Raw genomic sequence first — 24,371 nt, 5'->3', positions numbered from 1 at the left:
TTGTTCTCTTTCCACTTTTCTTTTGTACGGATGTACTGTAATGTGAGATAATTTTTATCTTCTGTTGTTCATTACTTTTTCTTCTGTGTACTTGATGTTCTCTATGTAAATTGGTTCTCTTTGGTAGTTCTATTCAGTTGTACATCATGGAAGATTGTGGTAGGACTTTAATTGTTAGGTGGACTGTACCTCTCTTTCTATAGATTCTTTTGTACTTCTCTCCCAACCTTCTTTGTTGGGTTGTTCCGTTTCTCTTTTGTTAAGTTTAATATACTACAGGGATGTATATTTGTCAACACATTTCTTTAAATATTTTAGTTTATTTTCAATATTTTTACTGTGTTGGTGTATTTTTACAATTTTCGACATTTTTCTATATATTTTCTGTCTTTTTTGAGAGAGAATGGCAAGGGCAAAGAGCGTGCCGCTACCGTGGAAAGTGTAACGAGCCATGCCAGCATCCGCCAAAAGCCCTGGCGGGCTTTCGGCGGATGACGGCTGTCGCCGTATAAAGGCAAAAAAAGAACCGGTTTGGTTAGCAAGCTACCAAACCGGTTCTTTCCTTGCCTTTGCATGTCTCGTTACACGGCAAACTGGCTATTGTACAGATTCGCGTAGAAACCGCCCTTTGCCAGCAGGGTCTCATGGTTGCCCTGTTCGATGATGTTTCCGTCTTTCATTACCAGGATGACATCAGCGCTCTGGATGGTGGAAAGTCTGTGGGCTACGATGAAGCTGGTGCGGCCTTCCATCATTTTGGCGAATGCGTTCTGGATCTTGATCTCGGTACGGGTATCGATGGAGGAGGTTGCCTCATCGAGGATCAGCATGGGAGGCAGGCACAGCATGACTCTGGTGATACACAGAAGCTGTTTCTGTCCCTGGGACAGGCTGCCGCCGTCTTCGGTGATCACGGTGTCATACCCTTGGGGCAGTCGCTTGATAAAGCTATGGGCATGGGATGCCTTGGCTGCTGCGATGATCTCTTCCTCGGTAGCGTCCGGTTTACCCATGCAGATGTTGTCACGGATAGTGCCGGAACGTAACCAGGTCTCCTGCAGCACCATACCGTAATTGGTACGGAGACTTCCTCTGGTGATATCCCGGATGTCGGTACCATCCACCTGAATGGACCCGGAGTTCACATCGTAAAAACGCATCAACAAGTTGATCACGGTGGTCTTACCGCATCCGGTAGGGCCTACGATGGCAACTCTCTGACCGGGGGTAACTTTCAGGTTAAAGTTCTGGATCAGCTTCTTCTCCGGCACATACTGGAAGTATACATTCTTCAGATCCACATTACCCTGGGCATCTTCCAATACTCTTGCATCCGCAGCATCGGGCACCTGAGGCTCCTCGTCGATCAGATCGAAGATACGTCCGGCACAGACAAAAGCATTCTGCAATTCTGTTACCACGCCGGAGATCTCGTTGAAGGGCTTGGTGTACTGGTTCGCATAGCTTAAAAAGCAGGACAGACGGCCTACGCTGATACCGCCCTTGATCGCTACGAGCGCACCGAACACACCGACACCGGCATATACCAGACTGTTAACGAAACGGGTCGCCGGGTTCGTAATGGAGGAGAAAAAGATAGCTTTCAGCGAGCATTTCTGCAATCTGCCGTTGATCTCTCCAAACTTGCTCTTCACCGCTTCTCCTCTGGAAAAGGTATTTACAATTTTCTGGTTGTCGATCATTTCCTCAATCAGGGAGGTCTGCTCGCCTCTGGTCTCGGACTGCTCCTTGAACATGGAGTAGGTCTTGGTTGCAATGAATTTTGCCACCAGGAAGGATACCGGAGTGATACATACTACTACCAATGTGATGGGCACATTGGTCACCAACATGAAGCCCAGCGTACACAGGATCGTCAGTACACCGGTGAACAGCTGGGTAAATCCCATCAGCAGACCGTCTGCGAAAGTATCCACGTCCGCAATAACACGGCTCACGATATCACCGTAAGCATGGGCATCCAGATATTTTAAGGGCAGGATCTCCAGCTTTGCAAAAGCATCCGTACGGATATCCCGGATCACATGATAGGTAATATAGTTGTTGCAGGTGTTCATGACCCACTGGCCGACTGCTGTGATGATCATTGCGATGGCAATTTTTTTCATAATAGAAAAAATACCCGGCATATCTACCTGTCCCTTGCCGATGATCAGATCCACCGCATTACCGGTGAGGATAGGGATATATAAGGTCAGTAACACGGTCAGGCCTGCTAACAGCAGGGAGAGTACCAGTGCCGGTGTATATTTCCGGATATATTTCAGCACACGCTTCATGGTTGCTTTATTATTTGTCTTCTGCATTACCGAACACCTCCTCTCTGCTCAGGATACTGGGAATAATAAATCTCCTGATATACCGTACAATCCTTCAACAATTCATCATGGGTTCCCACACCTGCGATCTCACCGTCATCCAGTACGATGATCTTGTCCGCATGGCGGATAGTGGAAGCTCGCTGGGATACGATAAAGGTCGTGGTCTTATCTTCCAGGGTACGCAGTGCCGCACGCAGTTTTGCGTCGGTGGCATAATCCAGTGCGGAGGCACTGTCATCCAGGATCAGGATCTCAGGCTCTCTGACCAGGGCTCTCGCAATGGTCAGACGCTGTCTCTGTCCACCGGAGAAGTTCTTACCGTTCTGTGCCACAGTGGCATCCAGCTTACCGTCCTTGCCCTCTACCACTTCCGATGCCTGTGCCAGTTCCAGTGCTTTCCACATTTCCTCTTCTGTAGCATCCGGTTTGCCCCACTGGAGATTACTGCGGATCGTTCCCTTGAACAGAACCGCCTTCTGAGGTACGACACCGATACGCCCACGCAGCTCCTCATCACTCATGGTCTTGATATCTCTGCCTTCCAGCAGGATCTCGCCCTCTGTTGCCGGGTAGAAGCCGGGAATCAGGTTCACCAGAGAGGTCTTACCGGAACCGGTACCTCCGATGATACCTACGGTATCGCCACGGTTTACGGTGAAGTTCATATCCTGCAAAGTAGGTGCACCGGCTCCCTGATAAGTCAGGGATACATGTTTGAAGTCTAAGAAAGGTGCGCTCTTATCTACCTTATCCGCTAGTTTCTGATTCTGCGCTCCCATATATGCAGCATCTGCACCGATTTCAAATACGGAAGCCACACGATCTGCGCAGGCCAGCGCCTTGGTCATGGTTACGATCAGGTTCGCCAGCTTCACCAGCTCTACCAGGATCTGGTTCATATAGTTGATGATCGCTACTACCTCACCCTGGCTTAAGTTACCGATATTGACCTGTACTGCGCCGGTATAGATCAGAGCAATGATGGCTCCGTTTACAATGATATAGGTCACAGGATTCATGCAGGCACTGATCTTACCTACGAAGATCTGCATGGCGGACAATGCCTCATTGTTCTCCCGGAATCGCTCTTCTTCCTTCGCTTCCTGATGGAATGCACGAATGACACGGACACCGGTCAGATTCTCTCTGGTGATGCCCAATACCTGATCCAGCCTGGACTGCACCTTTTTGTACATAGGGATTGTGGATAAAATAATACCGAATACCACAATGGACAACAAAGGAATCGCCACTACAAAGATCAGGGCACATTTCACATCAATGGTGAATGCCATGATCATGGCACCAAAGACAATGATCGGGGAACGTAAGAACAGACGTAAGGTCATATTGATACCGGACTGCACTTGGTTCACATCACTGGTCATACGGGTGATCATGGTGGAGGTTCCCGCCTTATCAATATCCGTAAAGCTCAAATCCTCAATATGGTCAAACAATGCCTGCCGCAGTTTGGTGGATACCCCCACTGCCGCCTTGGCTGCGAAAAACTGTGCAGTAATGGACGATGCCAGTCCCACTACACCAAGGAGTAACAGGAGCAGTCCCATTTTCCCGATATAACCCATATTCCGGTTGGAAATACCATAGTCAATAATATTTGCCATTACCAGAGGAACCATCAGTTCGAAAAATGCTTCCAGCAGTTTGAACAGTGGTGCCAGTATGGACTCTTTCTTATAATCTTTCAGATACATCATTAATCTTTTCATAAAGTCCTCATTTCTTCGCGCTTTCCATGTAATGCGCATCCGCTTTTCATGCTTCCTATCCCTTTACAGCTTTCCCGTTCCTTTCTTTTTACGCTTCTGCTGTTCCGTAACAGACCGCCAGCGAATAGCTATCCTCCAGAACCCGTTCCCAGAAACATATCTGCTTTTCCTGCCAGTTCTGTTCGTCGGAGAAATCTTCTCCCACTGCACTGCCGATCCCCTGGCCGGTGTATTTGCCGTAGGCTTCTTTTCTGCTCCACAATCGGTAAAACAGTTCCGTGCGCTGTGACGCAGGCAGTTCCTGCAGCAGTTTCCATTCCGTTGGCGCAAAAAAACGCTCTGCCGTCCGTTCCTTATAGGGAACCCATTTCTGAATGTCCGCTCCCACTTCTCCGTCTCCTACCGCGCAGACCACATAGTCTCCGGAATGAGACAGATTGAATTTTTTCGGGATATTCACGATCTGTGGCTTCCCCAGTTCTCCATATTCGTAGGATAAGGATAACGCCCCCGCCTTGTCCCGGTGCATCCGCTCCTGTAACACCGCAAGCAGCTCATCCTCTTCCAGAAACAGGATTCCGGTATTCTCCGTACCGTCTATCAGATCCAGAGCCATCTTCTGCAACAGCATTCCCGCGCCGAGACTGGCTGCCTTTGCTCCGGTGCTTTTCAGCCGTTGTACCTTCTTACACCGCACCGGATCCACACATTCTGCAGCTTCCCGCAGGAATGTCCGCCTGATTTCTTCCTCACCTGGGTGCAGATGCAATACATAAATTCCTACAGCCATATTCTTCTCCTGACAAATTGCCATATATACCCAACATAAAGGCTGTCACACAGAAATCGTGCGACAGCCTCATTATTATTCTTCCGGCTTGGCGGTGATGGCCAGATGCAGTTCATCCAACTGCTTCTGCTCTACCGTGCCCGGTGCTCCCATCATAATGTCCATGGCATTCTTGTTCATGGGGAAAGGAATGATCTCACGGATGCTTTCCTCACCACAGATCAACATGATCATACGGTCTACGCCGGGAGCGATTCCTGCATGAGGAGGTGCTCCGTAACAGAATGCATTGTACATGGCAGGGAACTTAGCCTTCACGTCGGCTTCACCCAAACCTACCAGCTCAAATGCCTTGATCATAATCTCAGGATCATGGTTTCTCACTGCGCCGGAGGACAGCTCTACGCCGTTGCAGACCAGATCGTACTGGTATGCCAGAATCTCCAGAGGATCCTGATTGTTCAGCGCATCCATACCGCCCTGGGGCATGGAGAACGGATTATGACAGAATTCCAGTTCGCCGGACTCTTCACCGATCTCATACATCGGGAAATCCACAATCCAGCAGAACTCGTAGCAATCCTTCTTCATATGTTTCTCGCTGGCTGCACCCAGCAGCTTTCTGTATACACCTGCTGTCTTCTGCGCTTCCAGCTTCTTGCCTGCGGCAAGCCCTACAAAGTCACCGTTCTTAAGGCCGAGAGCCTTGATGACTTCTTCCTTGCGATCCTGCAAGAACTTGGAGATACCGCCTACGAACTCTCCGTTCTCGTCTACACGGAACCAGAATCCCTTGCGTGCGGTCTGTACTTCTACCTCTGCGCAGATAGCATCGATCTGCTTACGGGTAGCGGTGAAGCCATCCACCACGATGGCCTTTACCGTCTGACCTTCGAAAGCAGCAAAGCCACAGCCCTGCATTACCTCGGTGGCATCGGTCAGTACCAGATCGATACGCAGATCCGGCTTGTCGGAACCATACTTGTCCATAGCCTCCAGATAAGGAATCCGTACAAACGGAGCCTTGGAAGCATTTTTATAAATACCGTACTTTTCAAATACGGGAGGAAGTACCTGCTCTACGATGGAGAATACATCTTCCTGAGAAGCGAAGGCCATCTCCATATCCAGCTGATAAAACTCTCCGGGAGAACGGTCTGCTCTCGCATCCTCATCACGGAAGCAGGGAGCGATCTGGAAATAACGGTCAAAACCGGAAGCCATCAGGATCTGCTTGAACTGCTGGGGTGCCTGGGGCAAAGCGTAGAACTTGCCGGGATGATTTCTGGCAGGAACCAGATAATCTCTCGCACCTTCCGGGGAAGAACAGGTCAGAATAGGGGTGGTGATCTCCATGAAGTTCAGAGCATACATTCTCTGACGCAGCTCTGCCACGATCTGACTTCTCATCACGATATTCTTCTTCATGTTCGGATTTCTCAGATCCAGATAACGGTATTTCAGACGGGCATTCTCGTCTGCATCCTTGGACTGATTGATTTCAAAAGGAAGTGCATTGTAGATACACTTACCTAAAATCTCGATCTTGTCGGGCACAACTTCGATCTCTCCGGTAGGCAGATTGGCATTCTTGCTGGAACGCTCTCTTACCACACCTTCCACGGAGATGGTGGACTCCTTGTTGATGCCATCCATCACGTTCATCATCTCTTCGGTCTCTACTACCAGCTGAGTGGTTCCGTAGAAATCACGCAAAATGACAAATCCGAGATTCTTGCTGACTTTTCTCATGTTCTCGAACCAGCCGACCAGTGTGACTCTCTCGCCAACGTTGCCGATCCGAAGTTCATTACAATTATGGGTTCTGGACTGAATCATTGCTTTTGCTCCTTCGTCTGTTGCTTTTTATCTCTTTAATTCTTCTTTATAGAATTCCACGAATTCTTCGTAGCCTTCCTTGTTCAGCTGTTCTTTCTGGAATTTCTTATTCTTGTTCATGCGGGCTACCAGTACCTGCGTACCGTCCTTACGGGCTTCCTGGGCCTGTGCGATCACCTCACACAGTCTTTCACCACTGACGCCCTTTTCGATCAGGTATGCTACCTGCTTCGGTCTCGTAGGAACTTTGAATCCTCTCTCCATGAGCAGCATGATGATACGCTCGAAACCGATGGAGAATCCACAGGCGGGTACATCATTACCGGTGAACTTGCCTACCATCTTGTCATAACGTCCACCACCGCCGCAGCTGCCGCCGAATTCCGGCATGGCGATCTCAAAAATAGTTCCGGTGTAATAGGACATACCTCTTACCAGAGTGGCATCGAAGACAATCTCGAAATCAGAAGCCTTGGTGGCTTTGACGCTGTCCATGATCTCTCTGAGGCTCTGGGCGATCTCCGGCTCCAGGAATCCTTCCAGTGTATCTGCCAGATAAGCCACACCGTCCTCTGCATTTCCCAGATCCAGAAACAGATTCAGATACTTATCCACACATGCCTGATCAAAGCCATTCTCTAAAAGTTCCTCTTCTACACCTACCATTCCGATCTTGTCCATCTTGTCCAGAGTGATAAATACGCTGTCATAGGACTCTTCGGGGAATCCGCTATAAGCAGCCATTGCCTTGAGGATACGGCGCTCATTGATACGGATCTGGAAATTCTTGAATCCCAGCTTACCCAATGTGGTGGTCGTTGCAAGGATCAATTCGATCTCTGCTAAGTTAGACGGCTCACCGAGGATATCGATATCACACTGCATAAACTGACGATATCTTCCTCTCTGAGGTCTGTCCGCTCTCCATACATTGCCCATCTGCAATGCCTTAAAAGGAGAAGGCAGGGATGCCGCATTATTGGAATAATAACGTACCAGCGGTACCGTCAGGTCATAACGCAGCCCACTGTCGACTACCTCTTCCTCGGTGGTCGCAGCTGCTACATTCAGTTTCTCACCGCGCTTTAAGATTTTGAAGATCAGCTTCTCATTGTCACCGCCCTGCTTACTGCTTAAGTTCGCAATATTTTCTACACAAGGAGTCTCAATGGAAGTAAAACCGAATTTGCCGTAGGTATCCTTGATGACGCTGATCACATAATCGCGGATCTGCATCTCCTCCGGCAGGATATCTTTCATGCCCGTTGTGGGCTTCTTGCTAAGTGCCATGGTTTTCTACCCTTCCGCTCGTATATTTTATATCTGCAAATTGCCTTTCCCGCAATTTTAGCTCAATATCTTTTATATGATACTTTTTTTCCCGATAACTGTCAACCCTCCCGGGCCCCGCTTCTGCCAGAAATTCAAGCATTTTTCTATAGAAAAACAGGACAGTGATCTCTCACTGTCCCGCCTTCTCTTTCATCTTCTTCAAATAGGCATCTTTCAATGCACATTTTTCCTCTAACTGACGGATCTGCTTCTTCAGATCCTCCAGATATTCCACGGTGACTTTCACGCCTCCGCGGACCGCTACATCTTCATGTCTGCTCATATCCTCCAGCCATTGTCTGATGGAGTTTTCCCGCAGATCATTATACGTATTGTCTTCCTGTGGCTGCCACATAATTTCCCTCCAAACTTACTCAGACACGGAACTGCCGCATATTCTGCTGAAGTTTGCCGATGCTCTGTAATACGCCCTTGGTCTCTGTAGACATATTTTCACTGGAATAGGTGATCTCCTGAAGGTTCTTATTCACTCCGGCCACCGCATCCGCCAGTTCCGCCTGCGCTCTGTTGATGTCACCTAATATGCCATTGATAGTATGAATGGACTCGCTGACACCGGAAGCATTCTGCCCCAGACTGCTGCTGACTTCCGCATAATATCCGGCATCGTTTTTATAATCCTTCGCCAGATTCACTTCCAGATAATCCATGATCTGATCTGTATCCTTCGTGTTCATAAATGCCACACCGTTGCGGATCGTGTGCACAATGTTTCCCTCTTCTACCAGCCATTCATTCACTACATTGGCATTGGTTCCGGCCTGTGCCTCCACGAAATTTCTGGCCTGTGTCGTCATATTGTTCTGTAAAGTGCTCACACTGAGCAGTTCACAGAGCAGGATCGCCAGAACCAGTGAGATCACCGTCTGCATCGTAATTTACCTTTTGATCGTTTTCCCCATAGTGCACCATCCCTTTTATCCTTATTTTGTTTTGCGTACCGTAGAGTACTTTTGTCTTAATTGTACTTTTTCTCATACAATATGTCAAGAAATCACCGCGTCAAATCGCCAAAGTTTTTAGTTGCAGAAAAGCTGCTACCCACGATCGGATAACAGCTTTCTGACTGCCTGTTATGATTTTCAGACTATTTTTTAATATTTGATCTCTTTGCCTTCCAGTCTCCACTGTCTGAACTCTGCGGATGCGGACAGTAACAGGTCGGAGGAAGAATTCAGTGCGGTCTCCACAGAATCCTGGATGACACCGATGATGAAGCCGACACCTACGATCTGCATGGCAATGTCGTTGGAGATTCCAAACAACGAACATGCCATAGGGATCAGTAACAGGGATCCTCCTGCCACGCCGGATGCACCGCAGGCTGCCAGGGTTGCCAGAATACTCAGCACGATACCGCTTAAGAAGTCTACGTGAATCCCCAGAGTATTTGCCGCTGCCAGTGTCATTACGGTAATGGTGATGGCTGCACCGTCCATGTTAATGGTAGCTCCCAGCGGGATGGTTACGGAATAGGTATCCTTATCCATTCCCCACTCTTCACAGGCCTTCATATTCACAGGAATATTGGCTGCGGAGCTTCTGGTGAAGAACGCAGTAATGGCACTCTTCTTCAGGCACTTGAAGATCAGCGGGTACGGGTTCTTGCGGATACACCAGAACACGATGATCGGGTTGGTCACAAAGTAGATAAACAGCATGGAACCTACCAGTACTAACAGAAGTTTTCCGTATTCGGAGAATATCTCCAGTCCGTTGGAAGAAATGGAGCTGAATACCAGACCTAAGATTCCGAAGGGAGCCATACTGATGATCCAGCTGACTACCTGGGACAGACCGTTGGAAATGTCATCCAGTACTTTCTTGGTGGTATCATTGGCTGCTCTCATACCGACACCGATGATCACACCCCAGGTCAGAACACCAATATAGTTGGCATTTAACAGAGAGGATACCGGATTGGCTACCATATTCATTAACAGAGTCTTCAGTACTTCCACGATACCGTCCGGCGCTGCCATATCGGTGGCTGCGTCTGCCAGTGTCAGTGTCACGGGGAATAACCGGCTGGCGATCACGGCTACCAGCGCTGCCAGAAAGGTACTGAACATGTACATAATAATAACGGTCTTAATGATGCCGCCATGGCTCTTCCCTGCATGACACAAGGCACTGATCAGCAGGAAGAATACCAACAAAGGCGCAATGGCCTTCAGGGCACCTACAAAAACATCTCCCAGAATGGCAATACCGGTTGCCTGCGGCACGACCAGTCCCAGGATCACACCAATGACCAGACCACATACGATACGCAGGATCAGGCTGATGCTGTTCCACTTTTCAAATAGTTTTTTCATACTTACACTCTTCTTTCCCTTTTTTCTGATGTATACATGTACTTCATTGTACACACTATGTGCTATTATATAGTATTTCTCATATAGAGACAAGTGTATTTTCCCTGCGGACATTTTGAGGCTATTAGTTTTTCGATTTTTAGAGCAGAAAAAAACGGATCCGCAAAAAGCAGATCCGCTTTCCTCATTTTCCTATTACATTACAAAACATTTGTCATTGCGGAGATTCCCACCTTCATGACACCCGCCAGTACCATGACCCAGATGGGATTCAGTTTCGTTTTCCGAAGCAGCAACACACAGATTCCGAAGATCACCACCATGCTCCACTCCGTACCCGTCAGGGAAATCGTCCCTCCGCTTCCCCAGAACGCATTTTTCAGGATCAGGATCCCTGCTGATGCGATCATGGCCACCACTGCCGGACGCAGAGACTTTAATACTCCCTGCAACAGATCCAGATTACGATACTTCAGGTATAGTCTTGCCAGGATCGTCACAATAATGCAGGACGGCAGAATACACCCGACCGTTGCCACCACAGCTCCGGGAATCCCGGCAATCTTCAGTCCCACGAAGGTGGCGGAATTCACTGCAATGGGGCCCGGTGTTATCTGTGATATCGTGATCAGATCCGTGAATTCCGACATGGTCAGCCATCCGTGAGTCGTGACTACTTGTCCCTGGATCAGAGGCATGGCCGCATAACCGCCGCCGAAGCTGAACATTCCTATTTGCAGAAAACTTAAAAATAATTGCAGATAGATCATTTTCCAGACCTCCTTTTGGAAAGAAGTGTCCGGACCAAACCAATCAGTCCGCAGACGATCACAATGTAGACCACATTGATCTCCAGAATACATGCTGCCAAAAAAGCTCCCAGCATAATGACAAGTGACATAGGATCTTTTTCTTTTACGATAGGTGCACCCATATCATACGTCACGGAAGCGATCACCGCTCCCACTCCTGCCTGCATCCCAGACAGCATCTGCGCCACGAAGAAGTTACTGCGGAACACATTGTAGCAGACAGATATTGCCGCTATAATCACAAAGGGCGGCAGGATCGTTCCAAGGATTGCCACCAGTGCCCCCGGGATCCCGGCCAGCTTGTACCCCACCACGATGGCTCCGTTGACTGCGATTGCGCCGGGCGAAGACTGGGCGATGGCCACCAGATCCAGCATTTCGTCTTCTCCGATCCAATGGTATTCATCCACGAATTTCTTCTTCATCAGCGTAACGATGACATAACCGCCCCCGAACGTGAATGCACTCAGATACAGTGTGGACAGGAATATTTTCCACAATATTTTTCCCTGGGATTCTTTTTCTTCCCTACTTTCCATGCTACTTTCCTCCATTCTTTTTGACAGTGCCTTCCCGCATCCTTGCTGTTCTGTCTGTCAACTGTAAAACTGCACCGCATTTTTCAATGCTCCACACACACAACAGTATCTGGGCGTAACCGAAAAACACCGCCGGAGTCCCGATCAGCGTTACCAGCCCCAGTGCCCAGCTTCCCATTCTCTGTACAAAATCCCACGGGAAATACCGCAGAGACATTACAGTGAGCAATGCCGCCGCTCCCAGCCAGATATGATCATTTTTGGCGCATATCTTTTTTCCTTTTACAAAGCTTTGATAGAGCAAAAACAACAGACAGCCAAGCAACAGAATTCCCATTCCGGGGTGTCCGTTCCTATAAAAATAAGTACTGAACAGACCGCCGATACTGTATCCCTGCTCCATGATGCTGGTATATTCCAATCCGCTCTCCGCAAAGGCCCCGTCGAACAGCCAGTGTTTCCACGTCATATAGGTTGGGTATGCCATGGCAACTCCCAGAATTCCGATCACCGGATATTGCCATTGTCTCCGGCAGATACCACCCACGCAGATCAGGAACAAAAGCGTCAACGCGGCTACGCCATCCAGTCTTCCGATAATCCCCAGGGCCAGTACTGCGGTCAATCCGTAGCCTGTCTTCCAGAACATTTTCTCCGTATCCGACATTTTTATCAGAGACGCTGTCAGGATCGGCACCACCATCCATATCAGAATCTGTGACCGATCCACACTTTCCGTTACCACATATACATGATAAGGTAGCAACAGATACCCCAATGCCCCCACCAGTGAAAACCAGTCTTTCTTTTTTCTCTTTAAAACGCAATGGAACATACTCCATGCGGTTCCAAAGGTAATAATCTGGGTCAATATGATAAAAGTACTTTCCATCTGTTATTCTCCTGTCATGAAAGGTTCTTCATTGTACCAGTACTGAACATCCGATTGCAGTATAATGGTATTTTCATAATATACCACCTGTAAAACAAGTATTAACAGTACCGCAAACACGATCCAAGGGGAAATTTTGTTCTGGCTTTTTCTTTTTTGAAGAAGTATCCATACCACACTGCCCAGTACTGCATATCCCAACACACAGGCAACAAACTTTCCGGGATTTCCCATTACATATAAAGTCTTCACCGCCAGAGGATTCCATATACCAAAAGCTGCTGCCGCCAACACCAGTCGCGCATCCTTTCCCCATTTGGAAAACAGGAAATAAAGCAATGCAAGTGCAGCTCCGGATAAAAATGCTATCATGATCTTATATGATGTTGCGACCGGAAATCCAATCCACCGCATTCCTGCCGGAATCCATAAATATAGTAAATGGGCTGCCGGAATCCTTCCCCATTCTCCCTCAAGCATATACTCTGTTTCTTTCAGGCACTGTACACTGTCAGTCCCCAGAACAAGATAATCCACCAGCAAGGGGATACAGGCTATCATCCAGATTCCCACCATTGCACAGTTGATCCATTTTTTCTGTCCGCTCACTTCTTTACACAATACTTTTCTGCGGAATATCGCAATTCCATCCAGACAGGCAAAAAGAACCAGCACTATTACAAAAAGGATCCTTCTTCCGGCGGTTGTCTTCTCTACTTTCAACTCATAGGAAACATTTCCTCCCTCCGAAAATGGCTGTATCTGCAGATGTGCTGCATCAACCGTATCTGCCACATAATAGGTAATCCTTTTATGCTCTGTATCTGCAGACAAAGTTGCCCGGTTGCCCCTGATCGCACGAAAAGTGGACTCCTCCGCTTCCAGACTGATCTCCATTCCGCTTCCGATTCCGCCATTTGCAATATCCGACTCTACTATGATGCGATATACTCCCGGGTTCAATGCAAAATCTTTGCTGACGATCCCCCCTGTTTCTTCCACCCGATACAATTGCTGATGATCTGCCTCGAATACAATATCCGATCCCCCAAAAGACAGCACGAACAGAACCGCTAAGAGAAGCCCTTCCGCTAATAAAATCCATTTCTTTTTCATCTCTGTCTCCTCTTCCGAATCCCGAAAAACACAATACCCGCTACTGTGATCAAAGTAACCAGTTCCGCCGTTCTCCAATACCACGGTTCCACGAATCGCACACTGACTGTTCCGGCATATCCACCAGGAATGCACACTTGCAAAATATGTCCACCGTCGTCTGTGATCTCCAATACTTCTCCTTTGTCATCCCTGGCTGCATATCCCTTATACATGAGAACCGGAAGTGTTACTATTTCCTCCCGGGCCGAATCATTCCTGCAGAAAAAGCTTATATTTAAACCTCTCTTTTCATAGTCTGCGATCTGAATATTCTCATTGGCTTCCGGTCTTGCAAAAGTCAGCTTTGTGCTGTCCGTTCCATAGATCAGATACTCTTCTCCGGAGATGTAACCAAATCCCATACTTTCCTGATTATATAATGTAACGTCCCTCTCCTGTACTCCCGAATCCATCATAAACAGATAGGATGCAGACAAAGACACTACTGCCGTGATCAGACTCATCTGATAGAAGATTTTCCGGTTGTTCTGAAAATATCGAATCACATATCCCGTTACCGTCACCAACAGAACCGTACCCCATCCCAGAAAACGATTGGGGAACTGCAGACTGCTCACCAGTGTCGCTGCAATGCCGGAAATTTTCTGAATGTTATCCCAGGGAAAGGAATTTGTGGACATCCATAATGCAAGGCATCCGAATCCTGCTGCCTTTATCGCAAAGCTCTTCTCAGCCTCTTTTTGTTTTTGCAAATCTCCCAAAAATAACAGCAGCCAGAAAATCATCATTCCTATTACCAGAAACAATCCTACCCCAATAGGATTCAGTAAATCCCCTGCCTTGCCTTCCATGGATTTCGGAATTCTGCTGAACCAGAACTGCTGTAATATTTGCGCAAAAATGGTTCCTCTGTCCTGGATAGTTCTCGCCGATGCATGGCGTATCCTGACATCCTGTGTCAAATAATAGTCAACAAACGGTACCAGATACCACAAGCTTAATCCCAGCGCAAAAAATGCTCCACTCGCAAGCTGCCGAAATCTTTGCCATGCAAATACTCTGCGGATATAAATCAGACAGAACAGCACTGTGAACAATGCCGTAATCTCACAGGTCAGTACATGGGTCTGGATCAATCCGGCATATCCCAGTCCCAAAATGATCCAGCTTTTATGAAACTCTCTGTCTTCCACATCTTTTTCAAAGACAAGATAAATTCCGTATACCACCAGCGGCAGAAACGTATAGGCGCTTCCCTCTCCTACAGCTCCTACCATTACCAGTTTAAAAAATCTAAATATGGATAAAGTATACAATGCGCTGCAGACCAGACCTATGATCCGGTCTTTGAATATTCCGCTAAAGCAGTACCAGGCTATCGCTGCCGTAGCAATATTAAGTCCTATGCAATAGAAAGCATAGCTTTCTGTCATCGTAAAGCCTGCCATGCGCAGAAGTGCCGGAAAATACAATAACAGATTACAATAGAAAATACCATTGGCGTATCCGTGGTCAAATACCCATCTGGGTTCCAGCCGTACCGGGAACTGTCCGGTCAGAAGTCCATCCTTTACACCTTCAATACGGTGCAAATGATAGGTCAGATCCGCTCCGGACACCATGCCGTCATAAAAATAGGGGATGGAGGCAAAAAAGGCGATCACACCGATTCCAAACAGGATCTGACGTCTCTGCTCATTTCTGCCTTTTACCGCCTCCCGACGCTCCAGCCACATGGTCGCAAGAACCAACAGTGCTGCTGCCGCAAGGATCACAAGATATCTTGTCCACAGAAGATTCGTCTCCACGATCCGCAGATTCCCGGTGGTCAGCTTTTCCTGTCCGGAATAATCGATTGTCACCGTCAGTTCTTCTGTGGGCTCATAAAGCCAGAAATCATAGGAAGTATACCCCAGTGCACTGTACAGATGCTCGCCGTTGCACAACAGGCCTCCCTGATACACAGTGCCGTCTTTCACATTGCAGACCGCGATGGCATCCCCGGTGCATTCGTAGGACAGCTCCACCCGGTATACTCCTGTCCCCAGCGAAATATGCTCAAATACCGGCTCTTCTGTATAAGATTCCCCTTCCGCAAAAGTATAGCTTCCGGTATAGTTCCATTCCCGGTTGGGCATGGCAATACGGATGATACAACCCACCATCAATGTAGCCAGAATCCCCAGAATCACATATCTGATATAAGGTTTTTTCTTCACCTTTCCCATTCTCCTTTGGTCACATATTGTAAATCATTTGAAATAAAACGCAAAAATCCATAATGAGTATAGCACAAAAAAAAGATAATGAAAACTCTCTTCATTATCTTTTTCCTGTATTTATGCGATCCCTATGCCTGTTTTGTATGATGTTCCACATGTTCGAAGGTGAATACATTCAGGAACTGTTTTGCTCTCTCTGTCTCCGGATGTTCGAAAAATTTATCGGGAGCGGCCTCCTCCACGATCTTACCCTGGTCGATGAAAATAACTTTGTCCGCTACCGCCTTTGCAAACTGCATCTCATGGGTGACAATGAGCATGGTCTTGCCCTGTTTTGCCAGATCCAGCATAACATCCAGCACTTCTCTTACCATCTCCGGATCCAGTGCCGCGGTCACTTCATCGAACAGCAGGATCTCCGGATGCATGCACAATGCCCGGACGATGGCTACACGCTGCTTCTGTCCACCGGACAACTGTCTGGGATAACTCTTTGCCTTATCTGCCAGTCCCACGCGCGCCAGAAGCTCCATGGCCTCCTTCTGTGCCTCTGCCTTATCGCGCTTCTGTACCTTGACCGGTGCCAGCGTAATATTGTCCAGTACCGTCAGATGCGGGAACAGTTCATAGCTCTGGAATACCATACCGATCTTCTGACGCAGGGTGGTGATATTTTTACTGCCCTTGCGGATATCCATGCCCTGCAGCTTTATCGTACCGCCCTGAATAGGTTCCAGTGCATTAATACACCGAAGCAGCGTACTCTTACCACAGCCGCTGGGACCTACCACTACCAGAACATCTCCCTGTTTTACTTCCAGATTGATGCCGTCCAGGATCTTCTGGCCTTCATATTCTTTTGTCAGATTTTCTATCTTCAACAATGTCTCTGCCATGTTTTCACTCCATTCTCATTCCGACTCCGGTTCCATTTCTAATTCCACTTTTTCTCCAGCACTCTGGCCAGAACACTGAAGGGCCAGCAGGCGAAGAAATACAGAACAAATACCACAAGGAATACTCCGAACGCAGCATTGGGACTGCTCATACGATTGGCCTCAATGATCTGCTGTGCCACCTTCAGCATTTCCACCACGCCGATCATGAGCACCAGGCTGGTGGTCTTGATCATACGGGTGATCAGGTTGATGGACAGCGGAATCAGTCTCCGCACAGTCTGCGGAATAATGATATACAGATACGTCTGTATTTTACTGAATCCCAGTGCTTCACTGCTTTCGTACTGATGCTTCGGAATACTGATCAGCGCTCCACGCACCAGATCTCCCATCTCTGCGGTGCCCCACAGGACGAAGACGATGACGGATGCCACCTCTCCGGACAGATTCCAGCCCAGTGCTCTGGTAGATCCGAAATATACGATAAATAAAAGCACCAGCTGCGGCATGATACGGATGAATTCCAGATAGACCCGGAAGATAGCTTTGACGAACCGGTTCTTCACCGTCATCAACGCTCCCACCAGAATACCTAACGGCATACTGATCAGAATAGATACGATACTGATCTTCATGGCTACCCATAATCCCTGCAGCAGACGGAGCATGTTCGTGCCTTTGAATAATACATCAATCCCCAAATCCGGCATAACGCATCCTCCTCTCCACCAGAGATCCCACGATCGATACCGGCAGCAGGATCAACAGATAAAATACCACCAGAAGGAAAAGGCTCTCGGTAGTCTTATAATACAGGCCGATCAGATCCTTTGCCGTAAACATCAGATCCATCAGACTGATGGCACTGAATACACTGGTCTCCTTCAACAGGAAAATAATATTCGCCACAAATGCCGGGATACTGGTAGACATGGCCTGTGGCAGGATCACATATCTTAGTACCTGTCCGGAGTTCATTCCCAGGCTGATGGCACTTTCATTCTGGATCGGTTCCACGGCCTCCAGACCGCTGCGGAATGCCTCCGCCATATAACTGCCACCTAAAAATGCCAGTCCTACCACACCGCAGACCTCTGCTGACATCCGGATCCCAATCTTCGGAAATCCGTAATAAATAAAAAACAGCTGTACCAGAAGCGGTGTATTACGGCTCAGTTCCACGTAGACCGCTACGATCCACCGAAGCACCGGTACTTTATAATATTGTATCGCCGCACATACCAGTCCCAGCAGAATTGCAAACAGGATTCCGATGACACCGATCTTCACGGTGAGCAACGCTGCCTTTTCATACATAGGCAGATATTTTCCTATAAATTCCCAGTTCATGTATTTCTTTCCTTTCAGGAAGCTTTTCGACAATCGTAACTATTCAGAACTCCATTCGCAAAGCCGCCTCTGCGAGGCTTTCTTGAATAACATGCCTGCATGTTATTTGCTCATGGTAGTTACTTCGCCATATAAATCATATCAAATGTTCTTACGAATGCAAGCATTCGACGTACATATTGACATGATTTACACGGCTCTGAATAGTTACACACAACTTTTTAGATTATAACAAAAGAAGTAGCCAGATGCAAGAAAAGACTGCGGCGGCAACATACGTGCCCCGCAGTCCCCTCTCTATCATTCTATTCCGATCCGTACTTATTGTGCGGTTACCTTGCCGCCTTCTACTACCAGGCTGTCCTCGTAATCCAGACCATAGGTATCTGCCAGAGTTGCCTCGTAATCTGCATGGAAGAAGTTCTCTTCACCAAGGCTTGCGATCTCATCGTTGATCCAGTCAAGCAGAGTAGTATTGCCCTTAGATACTGCGGGAGCGATGGTATCAGCGCTGCCCAGGGAAGGAATACCTACGGTATAGCCTTCATTCTGCAGAGCAAATGCGATGACCTCAGTGTTGTCGTTTGCCCATGCTACGGAAGTACCGTTTTCAAAAGCTTCCTTAGCGGTTGCATAGGAATCGAACTTCTGTAAAGGAATGTCCGGATAATTAGCAATCAGATAGGTCTCTGCGGTGGTTCCGGAGATCACAATAATAGAATCATCTGCATTCCAGTTATCCAGAGTGGTGATTACATTGTCATCCTTGGATACTACGCCAAGTGCTACATTCATATAAGGAGCAGCGAAATCAACTTCCTCTGCTCTCTCGGGAGTTACGGTGAAGTTAGCCAGGATCACGTCTACCTTACCGGTCTGCAGATACTCGATACGGTTGGCCGCCTCGGTAGATACGAAGTTCACATCGACACCCAGATCCTCACCGAGTCTTCTTGCATAATATACATCATATCCCTGATACTCGCCGTTCTCATCCACATAACCGAACGGATTCTTATCGGAGAATACACCGATATTGATCGTACCGCTCTCCTTGATCTCATCCAGAGTGCGGTATACAGCCTTGCTTCCAGCATCGTTGCTGCCGGTAGTTGCTGCGCCGTTATCGCTGCTGCCGCATGCGGTCAGCCCCAGTGCCAATGCTCCTGTTAATGCCAGTGCCAAAACGCTCTTCCACTCAAACTTCTTCATAATCCTTTTCCTCCTCTTCGATGTCTCATTTAAGTATCGAATCAACTTATGGGTAGGATTATATCTCCTATTTCATACTATGTCAATAGGAAAACAGTAATTTGTTTTTGCTTTTTGCGAAAAAATAAAATCAATGCTATAATACTATTGTTACTTTTGATTGTAAACAGACCTTGTAACCGGAATTCCGTAAGAGATAATAAAGGAGAACAAAAGAATAATATATGAAAAAACCGATTTCACGTTTCTATCTGCTGTTGGTTCTCGTTCCGTTACTGTTACTGGCGAGCATGGGCGGCTATTACTTTCTGGAAGAAACTGCTGCAGGCAGCGATGTTGTTGTCGTTCCACAGACCCCTGCACCGCCTTCTGCCATACCGGTTCCCGTCCCTACTCCGGAGCCGACCCCCACTCCCTTCCCGGAGCATGACATTACGCTCATGGCTGTCGGGGACAACCTGATGCATCTGGGAATCGTGGCCAGTGGAAAACAGGAGGACGGAACTTATGATTTCTCCATGCTGTTTCAGGGGATTTCACCCTTCTTAAACGCGGCAGACATTCGGATCATCAATCAGGAAACTGTCATGGGCGGCAATTCCCGGGGATTTTCCGGTTTTCCCTATTTTAATTCTCCTACCGAAGTTGGGGATGCGATTGCGGATGCCGGATTCAACGTGGTTCTGCATGCATCCAATCATACCGCGGATCAGAAGCTGGACGGCCTGTTGTACTGTGCGGATTTCTGGAAAAACAAGCACCCGGAGGTACTGGTAACCGGTATTCACGAAGACGCTTCACAGGCAGATGACATTCCGTTACTTACCATCGATGATGTCACTTTCGCCATCTTAAATTATACCTACGGTGCCAATACCGAGACACTCCCCTTAAATCTGCTGGGGCATCTGAATCTTCTGTGTGCCGTAAATGAGAAAAACGGACAGATGGACTTCACCACGCTGAACCCGCAGGTCTTAGAGGATATCTCCCGGGCAAAAGAACTGGCAGACATCGTCATCGTCTGTCCTCACTGGGGGACTGAGTATTCCTCCAAAATCTCAAGCTATCAGGAAAAATGGGCACTGGAGATGACAGAAGCCGGTGCCGATGTCATTATCGGAACCCATCCCCATGTGGTAGAGCCTGTGGAATGGATCACCGCAGAAAACGGCAATGAGTCTCTGTGCTATTATTCGCTGGGCAATTATGTGTCCACCCAGAAAAATGCTCTCAGCATGTTAGAGGGTATGGCCTGGCTGACTTTTCACGTTGCAGAGGACGGTGTCTCCATCGAGCGGAAGACCACCGGTGTGATCCCGCTGGTCTGTCAGTACACCTCCGGACCGGTACGGTTTGAAAATGTCTATCTGCTGGAAGAATATACCGAAGAGCTGGCGGCCTCCCACGGCATCCGCAATTATGCCGGTGTGGTCCTTCATCTGGAAGACCTGCAAAAATGGAGCGACGAGATCCTCGGTGATTTCATACTCACCAAAGATCAGGCGCTCCATAATTTCAAAACCGATTCTATTAATCAATAACGTTTCGCATACCGATGATGGGACTGTAGTCCACAGCACTGATAATGACACCTTTCCGTGAATTGGCGGAATGGATGATCTGTCCGTCACCGATATACAGTCCTACATGGGTACAGCTCTTCCCTCCATTGGAACTATAACATACAATATCTCCTGGCTGAAGTTCTTCAGAACTGATACTGCGTCCGGCACCGGAATACTGTCCTCCCGGTGTACGGCTGATAGAATATCCGAACTCCGCATAGATAAAGCAGGTAAATCCCGAGCAGTCCGTTCCTCCCGACAGGCTGGAACCACCGTGTACATACCGGTTGCCCAGATACTGCATGGCATACTCAATGATTCCCTGTCTGAGTTCCGCATTTGAGGTATAGGTTGTAGTGGGAAGTGTGATGTTCGTGATCACCTCCGGTGTCTCCTGCTCCGTACTTTGCTCTCTCTCCTGCAGTGCTTTCTGTGCTGCAATCTCTGCCTGTTCCTCTTCAATGGTCTTCGCATAGATAAATTCTTCCGAGATCGTAACATATTCCGCAGAGACATAGCCTTCCTTGCTGTCGGTGTACTGTACCTTCAGCCAGTCTCCGTCATTCTCCAGAATTTTTACCTTTTCTCCATTGTCAATGTAACCAATTCTTTTTGCATCTGTGGCAGGATCCTGTCTCACATTCAGACGGTCTGCGATAACCACAGCATATCTGGTCACATAATTGTCTACAACCTCAGCTGCTGCATCTCCGTAAATAAAAAACTCTGCCTTGATATAGCCCTCCACATTACCGGAGATGATCCGGAACCAGTCCTGATCCTCTCCTGCCACATCCAGGATCTGTGCCACCGCTCCGTCATAGATTTTGCCCACTACGGTACTGTCCGTGTTCGGTTCTGTCCGGACATTGACGTAATTCGTCACATTGGCGATCGCTAACGATGCATACTCATCTGCGTTCGTATCCTCTACAGAAGCTTCGTCTACCGGAACATCCTCCGGATCCGACACCCCTTCCAGTGCTCTGGGATCTTCCGTCTCGCCACCCTGTACCGCCAGCAGATCCTCTATGGTAATCTGTCCGGTAGCCGGGATCGGCTCGACACCGATCTGATGTATTTCTGCCGCATGTACTTTCTGTACCGAGGTTTCACTCTGTATTTTCAGTTCTCCGTTTCCTGCTGCCACCACCATACTGACTCCGGTGAGAGCGACCGCCAGTGCCATAAACATTCTTTTTTTCATTATAATCCCTGTTACTTCCTACAATTACTGTTTTCTGATGACATTCTGTATAATAGCACATAAAGCAGCACCCGTCCACGAATGTCTCCAAATATCTCAAACTACTTAAAATACTGCATCAACTCTTTTAGATCCGTGGATACCTTTTTAATTGTTCCTGTATCGTCCGAAATTTTGTTAACTGCTTCTGCGATATCAGATACGTTTGCCGTTACTTCCTCGTTGCTGGCTGCATTCTCTTCACTGATCGCACTCAGTTCTGTTATACTATTTATAATAGTCTGTTTCAATTCCTCCAGATTCTTCGTTTTTTCCGCAATAATTCCAGCTGTCGTAACATTAGCCTCAATAATCTGGCTCAGAGCATCAAAACCATTCTTGGCACCTCCGATGTCTGCCTGCTCTTTTTCTGCCAGTGCACGCATCCGTTCAGTTAACTCTACAGATTTATTAGATTTTTCGAGAATATCATCAGCAATTTTCTTGATCGTATCCGCACTCTGGCTGCTCTGTTCGGCGAGCTGTTTGATCTCTGTAGCGACCACAGCGAAGCCTTTGCCTGCCTGTCCTGCCCTCGCTGCTTCAATGGAAGCATTCAATGACAATAGATTCGTCTGTGCGGTAATATCAGAAATCAGTTCCACTGCTTTACTAATGGATGCAATGGCCTCATTGGTTGCCTTTACCTGTACGATCATCTCAGTAATAATGTCCGAAGAGGTATGCGAGCTTTCCAGCACCAGATTCATGGATTCTGAAGCATTACGATTGGCACGATCCATTTTATTGGAATTCTCATTCAATGTTACTGTCTCCGAATGGATCGCATTAACATTGTCCCCCATCTCCAACATTCTGGAATTAACAGTCTGTACATTCTCTGCCAGTGATGTAGCGGTTGCAGCCAGCTCGTCCACGGCCTGTCTGATCTGGTTGGTTCCCTTACTGCTTGCAGATGCCAATGTATTTAATAATTCCATGCTGCTATCCAATTGTGCAGCATGTCCATCCACCTCGGTGACAATACTGTTCAATTTATCCCTCATGCTGACAGATGCCCGGATCAGAGTGGTCACTTCACGGATCACAGATTTCACTTCAAGATTGCCTGACAGATTACCATTGGCAATTTGGTCAATATATTCTGCGGTCGTCAGTAATGGTTTTCGTATTTTGAATGACAGATAAACCATGACAGCAATAAAAAGAACATTCAGACATACTGAGCGCAGAACCAGACTTCTTAACATGTCGGATATTGCATCCTGAACTATGCTCTCCCGTTCTCCGGCAAAAGCCATTCCCAGAATCTCTCCGTCATCGGAACATACCGGCATATAATAGACATAATATTCTTCTCCCTGAATCTCTACTCCATCAGCTTCATAATCGTTACCGGCTCTGACCGTCTCCCATATCTGTGGATCAGCCTTGGTTCCTTCTGCCCTGTTCCCATCCTGATCCACAATGGAAGTAATAAATCTCTCATCCTCCATGAAAAGCGTCTGTTCAATATGCTCATCCTGCAAAGAATCTATAAACTGATAACTGATATCATCCTTTTCCAGAATATCCTCACGGATATCCCATGTGAAATACTGCTCCACTGATGTAGCACATGCTTTCAGCCGCAGATAGGTACTGTCGACCAGTTCATCTTTCATTTTGCCCGATGCATATACAGTCAGAGCAACCATCGTTGCAAGCATCGGAATGCAGCCGATCATTAAAATCACCTGCAAATACCCCATTTTCTTCTTCATTTCAGCACCCTCCTCGTTTTCTGAAAAAACTTTTTCCTGCTGTTACCCATCCCCGTACGGTCATGATGAAACATCCGCAAGTTGATCTAATTGAAAAATATCATAGCATATTTTATCAGGATCCACAACACTTCGACATTCTTGAGTTTCCGCAGTTTTATCCACAACTGCCTGTTTTTTCAGATACTATTATAAACAATTTTCAAAAAGTGCCCAAAATATAAGGAATCCTATTCCTTTTTGATGTAAAATTAAGTCACCACAACAAAACCATACTAAACAAAAAGAAAGAGGACTCCCTAGGGTTAATTTTACATCAAATACTTACACTTTGAAACGGGAAATTTTAACTTTTTCCAGAAAAATTTCCAGACATCTTTCCAGCTTTAATTGCAGTCTCCTTATATTTCATT

The 24,371-nt window shown here is 47.4% G+C and carries 20 protein-coding genes; 1 reads left to right on the top strand and 19 read right to left on the bottom strand.

All coding sequences use genetic code 11. From position 1 onward, the window contains the following. Nucleotides 1-581: 581 nt before the first annotated feature. The 17 genes from ACLTOH_RS00315 to ACLTOH_RS00235 form a co-directional block, all read right to left on the bottom strand. Entirely contained in the window at nucleotides 582-2,327 is a 1,746-nt protein-coding gene (locus ACLTOH_RS00315) for an ABC transporter ATP-binding protein (RefSeq protein WP_412223076.1), read from the bottom strand. Continuing rightward, a complete protein-coding gene (locus ACLTOH_RS00310) occupies nucleotides 2,327-4,075 on the bottom strand; it encodes an ABC transporter ATP-binding protein (protein WP_227733712.1) in 1,749 nt (582 codons plus the stop codon). The genes ACLTOH_RS00315 and ACLTOH_RS00310 overlap by 1 nt, the downstream gene beginning before the upstream one ends. An 88-nt stretch (nucleotides 4,076-4,163) precedes the next feature. Beyond that, entirely contained in the window at nucleotides 4,164-4,865 is a 702-nt protein-coding gene (locus ACLTOH_RS00305) for a 4'-phosphopantetheinyl transferase family protein (protein ID WP_412223075.1), read from the bottom strand. A 75-nt stretch (nucleotides 4,866-4,940) separates the two neighbouring features. Further along, entirely contained in the window at nucleotides 4,941-6,704 is a 1,764-nt protein-coding gene (gene aspS, locus ACLTOH_RS00300; RefSeq protein ID WP_022313287.1) for an aspartate--tRNA ligase, read from the bottom strand. Between the two features lie 27 nt (nucleotides 6,705-6,731). After that, entirely contained in the window at nucleotides 6,732-7,994 is a 1,263-nt protein-coding gene (hisS, locus tag ACLTOH_RS00295) for a histidine--tRNA ligase (RefSeq protein ID WP_337762941.1), read from the bottom strand. A 172-nt stretch (nucleotides 7,995-8,166) separates the two neighbouring features. Then, nucleotides 8,167-8,391 (bottom strand): hypothetical protein, encoded by a 225-nt coding sequence (locus tag ACLTOH_RS00290; protein WP_337535765.1) that lies wholly within the window; start codon nucleotides 8,389-8,391, stop codon nucleotides 8,167-8,169. 19 nt (nucleotides 8,392-8,410) lie between these two features. Beyond that, nucleotides 8,411-8,929, bottom strand: coding sequence for a hypothetical protein (locus tag ACLTOH_RS00285; protein ID WP_022313284.1), 519 nt, complete (start codon nucleotides 8,927-8,929; stop codon nucleotides 8,411-8,413). Between the two features lie 222 nt (nucleotides 8,930-9,151). Further along, on the bottom strand, nucleotides 9,152-10,375 hold the full coding sequence (gene sstT, locus ACLTOH_RS00280) for a serine/threonine transporter SstT (protein ID WP_118502689.1): 1,224 nt from the start codon (nucleotides 10,373-10,375) through the stop codon (nucleotides 9,152-9,154). 200 nt (nucleotides 10,376-10,575) lie between these two features. Then, nucleotides 10,576-11,145, bottom strand: coding sequence for a chromate transporter (locus ACLTOH_RS00275; RefSeq protein ID WP_262593400.1), 570 nt, complete (start codon nucleotides 11,143-11,145; stop codon nucleotides 10,576-10,578). Next, nucleotides 11,142-11,726 (bottom strand): chromate transporter, encoded by a 585-nt coding sequence (locus ACLTOH_RS00270; protein ID WP_118537345.1) that lies wholly within the window; start codon nucleotides 11,724-11,726, stop codon nucleotides 11,142-11,144. Before ACLTOH_RS00270 ends, ACLTOH_RS00275 begins: the two co-directional genes overlap by 4 nt. Nucleotide 11,727: 1 nt before the next feature. Beyond that, complete coding sequence (locus ACLTOH_RS00265) at nucleotides 11,728-12,618, bottom strand: hypothetical protein (protein WP_412223073.1); 891 nt, start codon at nucleotides 12,616-12,618, stop codon at nucleotides 11,728-11,730. A gap of 3 nt (nucleotides 12,619-12,621) precedes the next feature. Then, nucleotides 12,622-13,734: a hypothetical protein gene (locus tag ACLTOH_RS00260; protein WP_337631251.1), complete on the bottom strand. Its 1,113-nt coding sequence runs from the start codon at nucleotides 13,732-13,734 to the stop codon at nucleotides 12,622-12,624. Next, on the bottom strand, nucleotides 13,731-15,956 hold the full coding sequence (locus tag ACLTOH_RS00255) for a hypothetical protein (protein WP_337770190.1): 2,226 nt from the start codon (nucleotides 15,954-15,956) through the stop codon (nucleotides 13,731-13,733). Before ACLTOH_RS00255 ends, ACLTOH_RS00260 begins: the two co-directional genes overlap by 4 nt. A 131-nt stretch (nucleotides 15,957-16,087) precedes the next feature. Beyond that, a complete protein-coding gene (locus tag ACLTOH_RS00250) occupies nucleotides 16,088-16,855 on the bottom strand; it encodes an amino acid ABC transporter ATP-binding protein (RefSeq protein WP_022313277.1) in 768 nt (255 codons plus the stop codon). Between the two features lie 38 nt (nucleotides 16,856-16,893). Then, a complete protein-coding gene (locus tag ACLTOH_RS00245; protein WP_022313276.1) occupies nucleotides 16,894-17,568 on the bottom strand; it encodes an amino acid ABC transporter permease in 675 nt (224 codons plus the stop codon). After that, nucleotides 17,549-18,208 carry an amino acid ABC transporter permease gene (locus ACLTOH_RS00240; RefSeq protein ID WP_118502638.1) on the bottom strand — a complete coding sequence of 220 codons (660 nt, stop codon included), beginning with the start codon at nucleotides 18,206-18,208 and terminating at the stop codon, nucleotides 17,549-17,551. Before ACLTOH_RS00240 ends, ACLTOH_RS00245 begins: the two co-directional genes overlap by 20 nt. Nucleotides 18,209-18,529: 321 nt before the next feature. Continuing rightward, nucleotides 18,530-19,420 (bottom strand): transporter substrate-binding domain-containing protein, encoded by an 891-nt coding sequence (locus tag ACLTOH_RS00235; RefSeq protein ID WP_337413071.1) that lies wholly within the window; start codon nucleotides 19,418-19,420, stop codon nucleotides 18,530-18,532. A 224-nt stretch (nucleotides 19,421-19,644) separates the two neighbouring features. On the opposite strand from ACLTOH_RS00235, the gene ACLTOH_RS00230 reads away from it, so the two are divergent. Beyond that, a complete protein-coding gene (locus ACLTOH_RS00230; RefSeq protein WP_412123430.1) occupies nucleotides 19,645-20,964 on the top strand; it encodes a CapA family protein in 1,320 nt (439 codons plus the stop codon). Here ACLTOH_RS00230 and ACLTOH_RS00225 read toward each other — a convergent pair. Both ACLTOH_RS00225 and ACLTOH_RS00220 read right to left on the bottom strand, forming a co-directional pair. After that, nucleotides 20,954-22,195 (bottom strand): SH3 domain-containing protein, encoded by a 1,242-nt coding sequence (locus ACLTOH_RS00225; RefSeq protein ID WP_412223072.1) that lies wholly within the window; start codon nucleotides 22,193-22,195, stop codon nucleotides 20,954-20,956. The genes ACLTOH_RS00230 and ACLTOH_RS00225 overlap by 11 nt on opposite strands. 101 nt (nucleotides 22,196-22,296) lie before the next feature. Then, nucleotides 22,297-23,958: a methyl-accepting chemotaxis protein gene (locus tag ACLTOH_RS00220; protein WP_412223071.1), complete on the bottom strand. Its 1,662-nt coding sequence runs from the start codon at nucleotides 23,956-23,958 to the stop codon at nucleotides 22,297-22,299. Nucleotides 23,959-24,371: the final 413 nt, after the last annotated feature.

Source organism: Waltera sp., from assembly GCF_046969025.1.
In the GTDB taxonomy this organism is placed as follows: domain Bacteria; phylum Bacillota; class Clostridia; order Lachnospirales; family Lachnospiraceae; genus Acetatifactor; species Acetatifactor acetigignens.
This window is presented reverse-complemented; position numbering and strand designations above follow the sequence as displayed.